This window comes from Nonomuraea sp. NPDC004186, from assembly GCF_053603495.1.
The window spans coordinates 55064-67872 of record NZ_JBSGFQ010000040.1 but is presented as its reverse complement, the minus strand read 5'-3'; the positions used below and the strand labels follow the sequence as shown (position 1 = coordinate 67872).

At 68.9% G+C, this 12809-nt stretch carries 13 protein-coding genes and 1 pseudogene; 6 read left to right on the top strand and 8 right to left on the bottom strand.

Annotated features, from left to right (window positions below; genetic code table 11):
* Window positions 1-11 precede the first annotated feature (11 nt).
* The 4 genes from ACWEPL_RS29860 to ACWEPL_RS29845 form a co-directional block, all read right to left on the bottom strand.
* Entirely contained in the window at window positions 12-125 is a 114-nt protein-coding gene (locus ACWEPL_RS29860; RefSeq protein ID WP_363983161.1) for a lasso RiPP family leader peptide-containing protein, read from the bottom strand.
* Between the two features lie 82 nt (window positions 126-207).
* On the bottom strand, window positions 208-333 hold the full coding sequence (locus tag ACWEPL_RS29855; RefSeq protein ID WP_350737850.1) for a lasso RiPP family leader peptide-containing protein: 126 nt from the start codon (window positions 331-333) through the stop codon (window positions 208-210).
* 419 nt (window positions 334-752) lie between these two features.
* The gene (locus tag ACWEPL_RS29850; protein WP_452438105.1) at window positions 753-1628 is read right to left on the bottom strand and encodes an alpha/beta fold hydrolase; all 876 of its coding nucleotides are present in this window, start codon (window positions 1626-1628) and stop codon (window positions 753-755) included.
* Between the two features lie 325 nt (window positions 1629-1953).
* A complete protein-coding gene (locus ACWEPL_RS29845) occupies window positions 1954-2076 on the bottom strand; it encodes a hypothetical protein (protein ID WP_452438104.1) in 123 nt (40 codons plus the stop codon).
* Between the two features lie 38 nt (window positions 2077-2114).
* Here ACWEPL_RS29845 and ACWEPL_RS29840 point away from each other — a divergent pair, with 38 nt between their 5' ends.
* The 3 genes from ACWEPL_RS29840 (at window position 2115) to ACWEPL_RS29830 (ending at window position 7256) form a co-directional block, all read left to right on the top strand.
* Window positions 2115-5543, top strand: a complete 3429-nt coding sequence (locus ACWEPL_RS29840) for a protein kinase domain-containing protein (RefSeq protein ID WP_452438103.1) — start codon at window positions 2115-2117, stop codon at window positions 5541-5543.
* A gap of 899 nt (window positions 5544-6442) precedes the next feature.
* Window positions 6443-6733 carry a hypothetical protein gene (locus tag ACWEPL_RS29835; protein WP_452438102.1) on the top strand — a complete coding sequence of 97 codons (291 nt, stop codon included), beginning with the start codon at window positions 6443-6445 and terminating at the stop codon, window positions 6731-6733.
* A gap of 118 nt (window positions 6734-6851) precedes the next feature.
* Window positions 6852-7256: a hypothetical protein gene (locus ACWEPL_RS29830; RefSeq protein ID WP_452438101.1), complete on the top strand. Its 405-nt coding sequence runs from the start codon at window positions 6852-6854 to the stop codon at window positions 7254-7256.
* Between the two features lie 27 nt (window positions 7257-7283).
* Here ACWEPL_RS29830 and ACWEPL_RS29825 read toward each other — a convergent pair whose 3' ends face one another.
* Entirely contained in the window at window positions 7284-7796 is a 513-nt protein-coding gene (locus ACWEPL_RS29825) for an NUDIX hydrolase (protein WP_452438100.1), read from the bottom strand.
* A 672-nt stretch (window positions 7797-8468) separates the two neighbouring features.
* Window positions 8469-9554 (bottom strand): GRAS family protein, encoded by a 1086-nt coding sequence (locus tag ACWEPL_RS29820; RefSeq protein ID WP_452438099.1) that lies wholly within the window; start codon window positions 9552-9554, stop codon window positions 8469-8471.
* Window positions 9555-10250: 696 nt separating this feature from the next.
* On the opposite strand from ACWEPL_RS29820, the gene ACWEPL_RS29815 reads away from it, so the two are divergent.
* The 3 genes and pseudogenes from ACWEPL_RS29815 to ACWEPL_RS29805 all read left to right on the top strand — a co-directional run bounded on the left by ACWEPL_RS29815 (window position 10251) and on the right by ACWEPL_RS29805 (window position 12089).
* On the top strand, window positions 10251-11303 hold the full coding sequence (locus ACWEPL_RS29815; protein WP_452438098.1) for a hypothetical protein: 1053 nt from the start codon (window positions 10251-10253) through the stop codon (window positions 11301-11303).
* 21 nt (window positions 11304-11324) lie between these two features.
* Window positions 11325-11470: pseudogene (locus ACWEPL_RS29810) on the top strand (IS630 family transposase); the annotation flags it as partial.
* A gap of 196 nt (window positions 11471-11666) precedes the next feature.
* Window positions 11667-12089 (top strand): hypothetical protein, encoded by a 423-nt coding sequence (locus ACWEPL_RS29805; protein WP_452438097.1) that lies wholly within the window; start codon window positions 11667-11669, stop codon window positions 12087-12089.
* 117 nt (window positions 12090-12206) lie between these two features.
* Here the strand turns inward: ACWEPL_RS29805 and ACWEPL_RS29800 are convergent, their stop codons facing one another.
* Both ACWEPL_RS29800 and ACWEPL_RS29795 read right to left on the bottom strand, forming a co-directional pair.
* On the bottom strand, window positions 12207-12602 hold the full coding sequence (locus ACWEPL_RS29800) for a hypothetical protein (protein ID WP_452438096.1): 396 nt from the start codon (window positions 12600-12602) through the stop codon (window positions 12207-12209).
* Window positions 12599-12802 carry an LLM class flavin-dependent oxidoreductase gene (locus ACWEPL_RS29795; protein ID WP_452438136.1) on the bottom strand — a complete coding sequence of 68 codons (204 nt, stop codon included), beginning with the start codon at window positions 12800-12802 and terminating at the stop codon, window positions 12599-12601. Before ACWEPL_RS29795 ends, ACWEPL_RS29800 begins: the two co-directional genes overlap by 4 nt.
* Window positions 12803-12809: the final 7 nt, after the last annotated feature.

The window sequence follows — 12809 nt, the reverse complement described above, 5'->3', positions numbered from 1 at the left end:
GACTCCTCATCTCACTGGTAGTAGTAGGCCAGGTCCATCAGCGGCCCGGCTATGCCGCGGGTCAGCTCTCCGAACTCGCCGAGGTCGAGCATCCGCGGGGGTTCGTACGGCTCGTTGTCGACCATGAGTGGTGCCTTTCTCCTGGGATGTGCCGGCTGTCCGGCTCCGTACCGGACTCCGTGGGACTCGATGGGCACGGTGGCCTCACTACCCCGCGTAGTAGTAGGCCCAGTCCATGTTGAGCATGCCGTAGCCGCGGGTCAGCTGCCCGAACTCGCCGATGTCGAGCATCCGTGGGGGCTCGTACGGCTCGGTGCGCTCGTTGTCGATCATGACAGTCCCTTCGTCCGTGCGGCGGATCGCCGCGTCACCGTCAGTGAAGACCTACGCTCTCGCTGTCCAACAGGAGGTCGGACACACTCGGACACACTCGAACGCCAGGCCCGGCACCGCAGCGGAAAGTCACGCGCTCAGACAGGGCGAGCCCGTCCGGAAGCACGCCCACGAGCGCCTTGGCTTTCGTTCTTCACTCCAGACGTCACCGCGTACGGCGGAGCGGTGGCCATGGTGTGCCGGGGTCAGGGCGATACCGGTAGTGCGCTGCCGGCCTGCTGTGCGGGCGAGCGACAGGTGGAGTGGAGATGGCACTGCGCCCCTTTGACCGAGTGGGACGGCGTCAACCCGATCACGACCCCGGCTGGCGCGGGGCCGACCGCGCGGCTGTTCATCGGCACGGCCCCCCGCAAGGCGGGTCACAGCCGGATCAGGTCGGCGACCTCCTCGGGCAGGCCGGGTGACGTCATGACATGGCCCATCCCGGGCACGACGCGCAGTACCGCGCCCGGAATCGCGGCAGCCAGGGCCTCGCCGTGAACGAGCGGATAGACCGGATCCTGGTCGCCGTGCACGATCGAGGTCGGCGCGGTGATCGACGACAGCGGGGCGAGCAGGTCAGGGGCGTCCATCCACACGGCCCGGTGATGGTTGGCCGCGGCCGCCGGGTCGGTAGCCCGCGACAGCGCCAACTCCAGCATCGCCCGGGCGGCCGGCTCGTCGAACGGCCGAACCGGCCCGTTGAAGACCCGGAACAAGGCCACGTCGGACTCCACCCCCGGCGGCAGCCCGGCGGCCATATGCGCGAGAAACGCCGGCGACGGCGGCGGTAGATCATCCGGGTCGGCCGGCTCCCCGGCCAGCGCCCGTGCCCACGCCGGACTCGGATCATGACCCATCGGCGAGCTGGACATCACGGTCAAAGACCGGACCCGGTCCGGCGCGTGCACCCCCAGCCATTGCGCGATCATGCCGCCCATGGAAGTCCCAGCCACATGAGCGGAGCTCAGACCATAACCGTCCAGCACAGCCAGGCAGTCGCGAGCCATGTCCCCGATGGTGTACGGGTGGGCATCGAAGTCGACAACGCTGGACCGACCGGTGTCCCGATGATCGAACCGGATCACCTGAACCCCACGCTCAACCAGCCGGCCAACCAGTGCATCAGGGCAACTGACACCCTGAGCAGCCGACCCCATGACCATCAAAACAGCGGGAAGCCCAGGATCCCCGAACCGCTCAGTCCAAATCCGCAGCGGCCCGGAGGCCACAAATCGCTCGTGCGCATCCAACATGGAGGCACGGTAGCGGCTACCTGCTGCCGAACGCCGACATTTACCGATGGCCCGGCCGAGAACAGCGCTGGCCTCGGCCGTCTGCCGGTCGGACAGCCCTTCACCGAACTGCAGGATCGACGCCGACGCCAGCCGGGCAGGTGACAGCGCCGGACGGTAGCGACACCCATGACTCCATCCGCGATGGCGCTGGTCATCGTGTCGCCGCCGGCGGCGTTCGCGAACAACACCACGGCGGCGACTTCTCCTCCAGGACCGCCGCGGAGCCTGAAAAGGGTTCATTGAGCGCGTGCGGCTGACGCAGGATGGAGAGGCCTGATTCGGGTTAGATGAGGACGCCCCGGCCGATCATGCGTACGCTCTTGGCGTGCTTGGGCTCCACGCCGATGTTCGGCATCCGGCAGGTGTCCTTGACCTTCAGCCCATCCGGAATTTCCCGAAATGGCACGCTCAATGATTCCTCTCACTCCATCCGACCCGCGGCGTTTGGGTCGTTACTGGCTGGCGGGCCGGCTGGGCGCGGGCGGCCAGGGCGTCGTCTATGAGGGCTACGGGGAGGCGGGGGAGCGGGTCGCGATCAAGGTCTCCAGGTACGACGGCGCCGAATCACGCGCCAGACTCGCGAAGGAGGCGGCGGCGGCCCAGCGGGTGGCCTCGTTCTGCACCGCCAAGGTGATCGAGGCACAGGTCGATTCGGCGCCGCTGTACATCGTCAGCGAGTTCGTGCCAGGGCCGAGCCTGAGGCGGGTGGTGGCGGAGTCGGGGTCGTACGAGAAGGACGCGCTGCGCCGGCTGGCGATCGGGGTGGCGACCGCGCTGACCGCCATCCACCAGGGCGGGATCGTGCATCGCGATCTCAAGCCGGACAACATCATCATGGGGCCGGACGGACCGCGCCTGATCGATTTCGGTGTGGCCCGTGAGGTGGGGCCGACGACGAGCGGGCCGATCATGGGCACGCCCGGATACATGCCGCCGGAGGTGTTCTCGGGACGGGGCGCGAGCGAGGCGGCCGACCTGTGGGCGTGGGCGATGGTGGTGCTGTTCGCGGCCCGGGGCAAGGACGTGATCGAGGCGGGGGATCCGGTCTCCGTCGTCGGGCGGGTGATGGAGTTCGAGCCGGACGTGTGCGGCCTGCCTGAACCCCTGGATGCGTTGGTGGCCGCAGCGCTCGCCCGGGATCCCACGGAGCGGCCGGCCGCCGGGGAGGTGCTGCTGCGGCTGCTGGGTCATGGCGGCGAGGCGCCGCTCCGCCGCGGCGATGACCTGCTCGAACGCGGCCTTACGCAGGCGGGTGCCCTGACCGGACGGCCCGAGCCCGACCTGGGCGCGATCGCGGAGGAGCTCTACGGCGAGCTGACCGAGGCTGAGCGTGCGACCGCGCCCGAGGTGTTCCTGCGGATGATCGACGGCGACGAACTCCGGCCCGTCGGCAGGGACGAGCTGCCGGACTCGCAGGCCGTGGACGCGATGCTCACCGTGTTCGGCGCCGCGGGCCTGGTCACGCGGTCCGGTGTCGCGTACGAACTGGCCACGCCCGGCCTCCTGCACGCCTGGCCGCGGCTGCGCGACTGGGTGGCGGGCAACCGCGAGGGGCTGCCCGTCCACCGGCGGCTCGCCGAGGCGGCCGCGCTGTGGAACGAGCACGGCAGAAGACCGGCCGACCTGCTGCACGGCTCGGCACTCGACCGGACGCTGCAGTGGGCCGCCACCGCGCACAAGGACCTCACGCTGGGACGGCGCGAACGCGAGTTCCTCGGCGAGGCGGTGAGCCTGGCCCGTACGAGGGCGAGGAGACGCCGTCTGGTCGCGGCGGCCCTGGCCGTACTGCTCGTGGTCGCGCTCGGCGGGCTCGGCACCGCGGAGTACCTGCGCAGACAGTCGAGCCGCCAGAGCGACGACGCGCTGGCGCGGGAACTCGCGTTGCGGGCCGCCGACCTGCGGCAGAGCGATCCTCAGGTCGCGAGGCTGCTGAGCGTGGCCGGCTGGCGGTTGAGGCCGGGGCTGCCCGAGACCCGCGGCGCGCTCTACGACTCGCTCTCTCAGAGCACGGCCTCCGTCTTCCTCGACCCCGACTACAGGGCCGCGACCGTGCAGAACCTCAGCCAGGACGGCCGCGTGCTCGTGTCCGTGGACGGCGGCACGGCCAGGATCTGGGACGTCACCGGCCGACGCCGGATCGGCGTGCTGTCCGGGGTGAGCGCGGAGGTGTCCCAAGCCGCGCTCGCCCCCGACGGGCACACCCTGGCACTCCTCGACCACGAGGGGGTACGGCTGTGGGACACGCGCACCGGCAGGCCGCTCGGCGCCCCCATCGCCCGTCAAGGCAGGCGATCGGGCGGCGGCACGTTGAGCTTCGACGGCTCCGGGCGCTACCTCGCCATCCCCTGGGGAGCGAAAGCTTTGCCCGAATGGTGGGACGTCGCCAAGCGTAAGGAGCTCACCGCTCCCTCGGGAGCCGCGCTCAACGCGATCAGCCGGGACGGCCGCTTCGGCTACGTGGTGAAGGGCCATGACGCGGAGTTGTGGGACCTACGCCGGGGCAAGAGGACGCCGATCCCGTCGCTCGAGCGGGACAAGGGCGTCATCAACCAGACCACCTTCAGCGACGACGGCAAGATGATGATGACCACGGAGCTGGTGAATTCGAAAGAGACGAGCAGGATCCGCATGTTCGAGGTGCCGTCCGGTGAGGAGGTGATGGGCCAGGACCGGGTAGGCCCGGAGGCCGGTTTCGTCTTCGGCGACGCTTTCATCGCCCACTGGGGCGGCCGGGAGCAGCTGACCTTTCAGCGGCGCTCCACCTATGACGCGGTGTACAGCCAGGCCATGCCCGCCTTCGTCGGCGGGCTCCGCTTCGACCTCGCCGACCGGGCCGTCCGCTATCTGGACGAACACGGCGCCGTCCACACCGAGGACGTCTCGATGGTGTTCGACCCGCCGATCGGCGGCGGCAGCGAGAGCGGGAACGTACGGCTGGACCCCTCCACGCGCGTGCTGGCCGCGATCTGGGAGGACCGGATAGAGGTCAGGGACGCGGTGACGGGCCGCGCTTTGATGAAACTGATCAGCCGGTCGGGCGGTGGCGGCGCGACCGCCTTCAGTCCCGAAGGCCGCCGGCTCGCCCTGGCCGCCGACGACACGGTCCACATCGTGGATCTGCCCGGGTACAAAGTGTCGGCCCGGCTCAAGCTGGGGGGCGGCGCCGAGCAGGGCGCCCGGGCGCTGGCGTTCAGTCCGGACGGACGCACGCTGGCCGTGTCGCGCTACGGGGAGCACGGTCGCGTCGAACTGTGGGACCTCGAACGCGGATCTCGACGAGCGCAGACCGGAACGGGCGCGAACGACCTCGCCTTCCGCCCCGACGGACGGCTGCTCGTGACCGGAAACCCGCTCCAGCTCATCGATCCGGAGAAGGGCGCCACCCGGCCTCCCGAACAGGGCACCGGGCAGCTCGCCGGCGCCTTCGCCTTCAGCCCGGACGGCCGGCAGGTGGCCTTCTCCGGGCCTGGCCGACTCACCCTGTGGGACGGCGACATCAGGACCAGAATCGCCGAGTTCCCCGCGGTGCCGGGCAGCGAGGCCACCATGCTGGCCTGGTCGCCTGATGGGCGCACGATCGCGACGTACGAGCAGGGCTCGCGCGTACGTCTGTGGGACGTGCCGAGCCGGCGACCGCTTGGCGTCGTCTTCGACGGCAAGCAGGCGGCGGACGGCGCCGACGGCGGGTGGGTGGCATTCTCTGCGGACGGCACGAAACTCCACACCGCCGCCCCCGACGGCACGATCCGTGTGTTCGACGTGGACGAGCGGCACGTGGCCGCGACCCTGTGCGTGCGCGCCGGTCGTACGCTCACCGCCGGTGAATGGTCCCGCCACCTGCCTGGCATCGAACCGTTCACGATGTGCCCCTAGCCAGTACGGCCTCGGGGAATACCGGAGCAACCAGTGAGGTGGTCGGGGGCGAGGGCATCCAGACGCTGTTCGGCCACGCTCGCTCGTCTTCCTCGCCGGTGATTCGTTCGTTGCCCGCCCTCGCCCCGCGCCTTCCTCTGCCGGTACGCCGACACGCAGCACCTCGGTGAGCCCTCCGCCCTATCTCCACGACCCTGGATCGTCACCACCTGAGTGCCGGGCACGCCTGCCGACCGCGTCCCCCATCACGCGCGCCGCAGAAGCCGCCGATGTCCTGGCCGCTTGCCTGCGGGCTCTTCACCAACCCGCCCCTGCAGGCGCCCGCCGGCCGCTCTGGCCGCGAAGGGTCGCTGGCCGACTGCTCTGAGGGGTTTCACCAAGCAGCTCACCGAAGCCGCTGAGCTGGAGCTGATCCCCGGCCCAGACACCGTCCGCGCGGTCTGAGCCGACGCCGCGTCCGACTCCACGGCGACCTGTATCCGGCCAACATCCTCACTGCGGACGGCACCATCTGCGGCGTGATGGACTCGGCGGCGTGTTTGCCGGCGACCCGGCCGTCGACCTCGCCGCCGCCTCGACTCTGCTGCCGGACGGCACCGCCGACGGCTTCTACGGCGCTCACTGGCCCGCCCCGACGCCGTAACCCTGCGCCGTGCCCGCGGATGGGCCGTGATCCGTGCTCTCGTCGGCCTCCACGTCGGGCGATGCCGGTGTCCACGGCCGGCCATGCGGCAAGGCCCCCTGGGGCCCACGGGCCCACGCGGCACTGCGACGCCTCATCGCTGACCGATCAGCAGCGAGCGGCAGGAGTTGGAGGCATTGCGGCGGGAGAACCGGCGTCCTCGCCAGGACGTCGACGTGCTCAAGCGAGCGACGTCTTTCTTGGTGAGGGAGACCCGGTGATCGTGCACCTGTTCATCGTGGCGGAGAAACAGGGCGGCCATAGCGTCAAGCGGGGGTGTGAACTGCTGGGAGTCTCCCGTGCCGCCTTCTATGCCCGCCGCAGCGGGATGCCTGGGCCCCGTGCCGTGCGCGACGCCGAGCCGGCCGAGCGCGTCGCCGAGGTGCACGCGCGCTCGCGGGGCAGTTACGGCGCACCCCGGGTGCACGCGCGGCCGAGCACGCCGACCGGACCAAGGCATTCCTCGGCGAACTCGGCCCGACCCGCCGAACCGAACGCACCCGCCTGAAAGCCGAAGACGACCGCGCGAGACGCGTCATCGCCGCGATCGACACCGCTGCCGGAGCACACCCGGGAGGCTCACTCCCCAGCAACGCCACCACAACGAAACCCGGATCCGGGCCGCCATGGACCGGCTCCTCCTCGGCGACCTGCCACCCGGCGGACGATGCGACATCAAGACCCTCGCCCGTGAATCCGGCGTTGACCGCACCGCCTTCTACGGCACCCGCCCCTACGCCCACCTGCGCGAAGAACTCGAAACACGGCTCGCCGTCATTCGCGAAGCCGGAGACACCCCCGACCCCCGCGACGCCCCGATCAACCGACTCATAGCTGAGATCGCCGCACTCGAAGACCGTCTCGCCCACCAAGGTCAGACGGTCGAAGAACTAACGGACTTCCGCAACGAAATGCTCTCGCGCCTCGCTGCCCAACACGAAGAGATCCTCCAACTCCGCCGCCAGCACGACCGCGACACCCGAGTACGTCGGCTGCCAGCCCGGACTATGGGCATCGGGCCATGCAGCTGAGCCACCCACTCGACATGATGCCGCCGATCAGCCAGCCGCCGGCCGGCCCTCATTCCCGGATATCAAATATCGGCGCAACGCCTCTCGCCCACCGGGAACGAAAGGCCATCGATCAACGGCCTCCCGCAGTTCGAGCTCTGTGAGCCAGGCATGCCAAGCGATCTCGGACGGGTCCGGAACCAATGGCTCGATGATCACGGCCTCATGCACCCCGAACCAGACAGGACTGACCCCATCCCGGCACAGGAACTTGAACATGAAACGCACCGGGACGCCGGCACCCAGCTCCTCGAACAGCTCGCGGGCCGCCGCGTCCTCATACGACTCGCCCACGTCCACGGCACCGCCGACCATCACGTCATAGTGGCCGGGAAAGCGAGTGAGCTGTTCAGCTCGGCGCAGCACGAGGATCCGCCGCATCGGATCGCGACAGATCGTCGTCGCGATCCGATGCATCCATCGCCGACGCTCCGCCTCTGCCCGGTCCGTGACCCCCAGCACGCGGTCCCGTTCATCCACCCGCTCGACCAGCTCGCCCACGCAGGACACGATCGCAGGCACCACCGACAATCTGCTCTACGAGCACCCCAAGCCAGTGATCTGCATCACATGACCTACTCGGAAACGCAACACGAGCGACGGCCCCCAGCGCGAACACCCCGATGGAAAGCCACCTGCTCGATCGCCACACGAACACAACCGCACACAGCGAGTGCGGGCAGAAGGCGCATGTCTTCCGCCAGCACGCACGCTGGTACGCGGGATCAAGGTGGTCGCTCGGTGACATCAAGAGGCCATCTGGGCCCGTCAGCAGACGGTCAACCGGCTGCGCTCGCTGTTGCGTGAGTACTATCCGGCCGCGCTGACCGCGTTCCCCGTTCTGACCCACAGGACAGCCCTGGCGATGCTTCGGGCCGTACCCGACCCGCGAAGCGCGGCCAAGCTGACCGCCGGGGCGGGTAGAGGCATTGTTGCGCAGGGCCGGTCGACGAATCGACGCCAGTCTGCCTCAGCGCCTGACCACCCAACTCCGCCAACAGCAACTCCGTCAACCCGAGGAGGTAGAGCATGCCTTCGGGAGTGTCATTAAGGCCATGAGCAGCGTCATCGATGCGCTCGAGGAAGAGCTGGCTGTCCTATTCGCCCGCCACGAGCAAGCTGCGATCATCACCAGCACGCCTGGCCTGGGCACGGTTCCCGCGAGGTCGCCGGCTACGTCCGCGCGGGCACCGCGTACAGGACGGAGACGAGTGACTCGCCCTCGAATCCGATGCGCACGCTGTCGGGATCCTGACGGATGGCGGCGGGAGTAGCGGCTTCCGGCACCGCGGACGGGGGCGCCGGCATCGGGTGGAACCCGGCCTCACGCAGCCGGGCGAGCCAGGTGGCGGTCGGCTCGTGACGTTCGTAGCGCTCCTTGTCGTCGGCTGTGCCGACGATGTCGGCCACCTCGCGGCGGAAGAACAGCTTCATCGCGTTGCGGTCGGCGGCCGTCACCTCCAGCGCGTCTATCAGCCGGAAGACGGCGTGGAAGTGCTCCCACGAGTTGTGGAAACGCTCGGGGAGCGACACCCGATGATGGTCGGAGTCCGGCTCGCACAGCACCACGACGTCCGGTTCGGCCGCGCGCAGGCTTTCGAAGAACGTGTTCCGCTCGTCCACGCCGGACGTACTGTCCCGGAGGTGGTGCAGCGCGAACGCGGCGTTCATGACCAGCGGACGTGGCGCACGGCGTACCAGGTCCCAGTCCTCGCCGGTCATGTGTTCGGCGAGTCGGGGCACTCCGTGGAAGTCCAGCGTGACACCGGTGTCGCGGATGGCTTGTTCGGCCTGGCGGAGGCTGGCCGACGCGGGGTCCACCCCGATGACCGTCAGCCGTCCGGGTGCCTGATCGCGGTCCGCGAGCGTCCGCAGCACCGCCGCCTCCTGGCCGCCTGAGCCGATCCCCACCGACAGCATGGTGGCCTCGTCCTGACCGGCGAGATGTCCGGCGAGGAGCGCGCCGCCGATGCGACCTGCCAGATTCACGATCGGCAGGTGTGCGGCCACCAGGTCGAACAGCTGGATCTGCGGACGCTCGAAGCTGCGGAGATAGAGATTGTCCCGCTCGTCTTGGCACGTTCCATGCCGGGCGGCCAAGGCGTCGTGATAAAGCAGATAGAGGAAGTCGTCGCCGCCTGCTTTCTCGGGGTTGATCACACTGCGGAGCTTTTCCAGCCAGCGCCCCGCCGTGTCGGCGCGGCCCGCGTCCGTCTCCTCGACGGCACGGCACAGCAGGTCGAATGCATGGGAATTCACGTTCAAGCCCTCCTTCGACGTCGGTAATGATCGATGATGCCGCGATGCTCTTGTCGTCAACTTGGGATGCGCTTGGCGGTCAGGAATGGACGAGGACGCGCCCGCGCGACGACGTCGGCGTGGCCGGCGGGCACCGGTCTCGCCCTCCGAGCTCGCGGGCGAGAGCGCGCAGCGCGATCGTGTACGCCTTCTTGGTGTTGGCACGCAGTCGCAGGTTTAGCCGACGGATGGTCCACATCAAGAGAATCTGAGCGGATTTCCGGGGATGGCGAGTGTTATCCGGGGGGTCCGTGTTGTGGACCGACAGGACGCCATGATGGACAGCCATCTCGGTGGAGGCCGGACCGGATAGGTCGAAGCGCACCAGTTCGTCGAGTCGTCATCCGTGGCGCGGCTGGTGGAACAGGAGTGATCGCGATCCAAATCGCCTGTCAGGCCGGGTACGCTTCATGACCCTAGCGAGGCCGCTCTCTGAGCGCTCGCCGCTGGTGTAGGGTGCAGGTGCTGGCGCTCCAGCCCCCGGTACGCGGGGACTCTGGGCCGCCCCTCCACGCGGGGGCGACACACCACCCCAGGGTAGTGGCGATGACGACGAGCGATTATCTCCGTCCCTTGAGTTTGGCGCCAACGCGCGTCTGCGGATCTCAACCAGGCGGGGTCAGGCGTGGACGGCCAGCCGCCGGACTGGAATGAGACATGCCGCACGACAACCGAGATCTCGGCCGCGAGGTCCGGGACCGTGTCAAGCGTACGGGCGAGAAGTACCAGGAGGCCCTCACCGCCATTCGTGATGGCCGACGCTACATCTTCGCCGATGACGTGGATCGATTCCTCGCGGGGGAGGGGCGGCGGGGTATCCCGCACGAGGAGGCCGAGGACAAAGAGTTCTTGCTCGCTTCTATGCGCAACGGGGTATCCGAGTGCTACACGTGCGGGGACCCCAGTGACGCCAGCGCCGAGGACATCACCGTACAAATCGTCGTCACCAGCTACGACCCCGACCTCAGCCCAGCGACCAAGCTGCTCGAGCTCCGACGCAACCACGCCCGCTGCGCGCCGTCCCAGCTGCTCTGGGTGAACCGGAGAGACATCTCGCGCGCGCCTGCTCATACAACGATGTGTCTGCGCGACCAGTCTCTGTCGGAAGGCACGTTCGCCATCACTCCCCGGCCGGTCATGCTGCCGCCCGATTTCGGCCTCGACCCGCAAGGCGCCCCAGAACCGGCCCTGTTCATCACCGTCGAGGTGACCGAGGATCGTGGTCGTGGTGCGGCACCGTGGCTGTCGGAGCTGGAGCGAGTTTTCTGGCTCCCCGCCGGATTCGGCGAACGCTTCACGGAGGCAACCGTCAAACCTGGCTGGTCGGTGCGGCTCGTGCAGGGGTATCAGAGCAGCCTCGTTCCGAACTGGGTGGCCATACGGGTCGCCGAACCGTTCGAGGAAGATGAGCCGCCCGGCCACCTCTACCTGGGAGCGCTCGATCTCCCGACGGCTTGGGCTGAAGCTCTGCCGGCAGCGGGCGCCCGTGGAAGGATCTTGGTGCTCGTCGGCCCCCGCGCCCTGAACCGTGAGGTCCCGCTCGTTTCGCCGGAATTCGAACCGGGACAACTCGGAGAACTGCTGGAAGACGGTGCGTTCTTGGGGGCCTACCTGCCCTTCATCCACGATCAGGTCAGCACCGGACAGGGGGCGCCGCTCCCGGGCGCCCTCGATCACGTCCACGAGCCTGACGGGCCGAAACGGGGATGACACCCAGCACAAGATCCGACTGCTGTTCACGCCTACCTGGCCTGGCGCGACACCCACGCTCGCCATCCCGCCGTGCTGGCCGCCCAACGCCGCGAACGCGCCCGCATCCGTATCCGCATCCGAAGGGCATCCGCTGGGGCGGCCGACCTCCCAAATCCGCAGCCTGAAACCCTCACCCGACCCGTTGATCGTTTCCGGTCACCTCCGTGGTGTGCGTGCGAGGGTCCAAGGTGCCGGTTTCAGCCGCGGCGGTAGGCCAGGGTCGGCCGCGACTGAGCAAGATCTCAACGGTTCCTCAACACGCGCTCCCCTACCTTTCGATCATCAACTTCGGATCAGGGGAGGGACACCATGATCTCTACGATGAAGGTGTTGGTGGGGGCTGCGGTGCTGGCGGGTGGCCTGGCGGTGGCGAGCGTACCCGCCCAGGCAGCGGCGGGCCCGATCAACTACTCCTGCGGACCTCACATCGACACCCCGCGCTCCGGTCGGCAGGTCGACCGCGTCAGCGGCTACAACGTCAGGCTCTTCATGAAGTCCAACGCCTACGGCGGACGCGACATCTACTTCGTCAAGGGCTACGGCCTGCGCCCGGGCGACAAGGTCTCGCTCGACTGGTCCGACACCAAGGGCCGCACCTACCACGCCTGCCACGGTACGGTCCACCGAGGCCGCACCGGCGCCCAGACGTGGGCCATCGACGACCCGGGCGGCTACCGGAGCTTCCGCGCCTGCGTCAAGACGCGCGGCTCCTGGCACTGCACCTACTGGAACGTCGGTTCCTGACCTCCCCGCGCAAGCCCCTGCGGAGGGATCGAGGAAGACCTGGATCGGTGGACCCCCGCGTGGCGGGCCTTGCGCCTCCGGACGAGCAATGCCGGTGGCGTCCGCCAGGCGCCGGCGTTACGAGCGATAGAGGCATCGTAGGTAGCGGGCATGGGGGGCACGGCTGGGCTCGTGGCCCCCCATGTTTACGATCGAAGGCGCTCGACAAGCCAGGCAGACATCCTGGGGCGGGTTCTCCCTGCGTCGGCCCGGTGAAGGTTCGTGGTCACCGCACCAGAGGCTGATCACGTCGGCACGGAGGTCCACCTGTGCGGGGTCGGGATCGTTGCCCATGAAGATCAGTTCGTCACAGCCGATCTGGTCGAAGGTGACGATCGCGGCGGTGAGCTGTTCTGGTTCGGTGCGGGCGATGGAGATGCCGTATTGCGCGTACTCGTCGCCGGCGATGGCGTAGTAAGCGCCGATGGCATCGGAGATCGCGGTCCTGGCATCGGGCCCGAGCGCGTACATCACCGAGTGCCACGAGGCGGGGCGAGCCCCAGCCGCAGGCGGCCGGGCCCGGCGAGCTGGTCCAGGGTGGTGAAGGCCTTGGCGAACAGTGCATGGTTGGCGTGCAGGGGCGCGAGAAGCACGCTGGTCAGGAGCCGGATGCGCGAGGTGGCGCCGGCTGCGGCGGCCGACGTCGTGAAGGGCTCCGGCGTCGACCAGGCCAGACGGTCA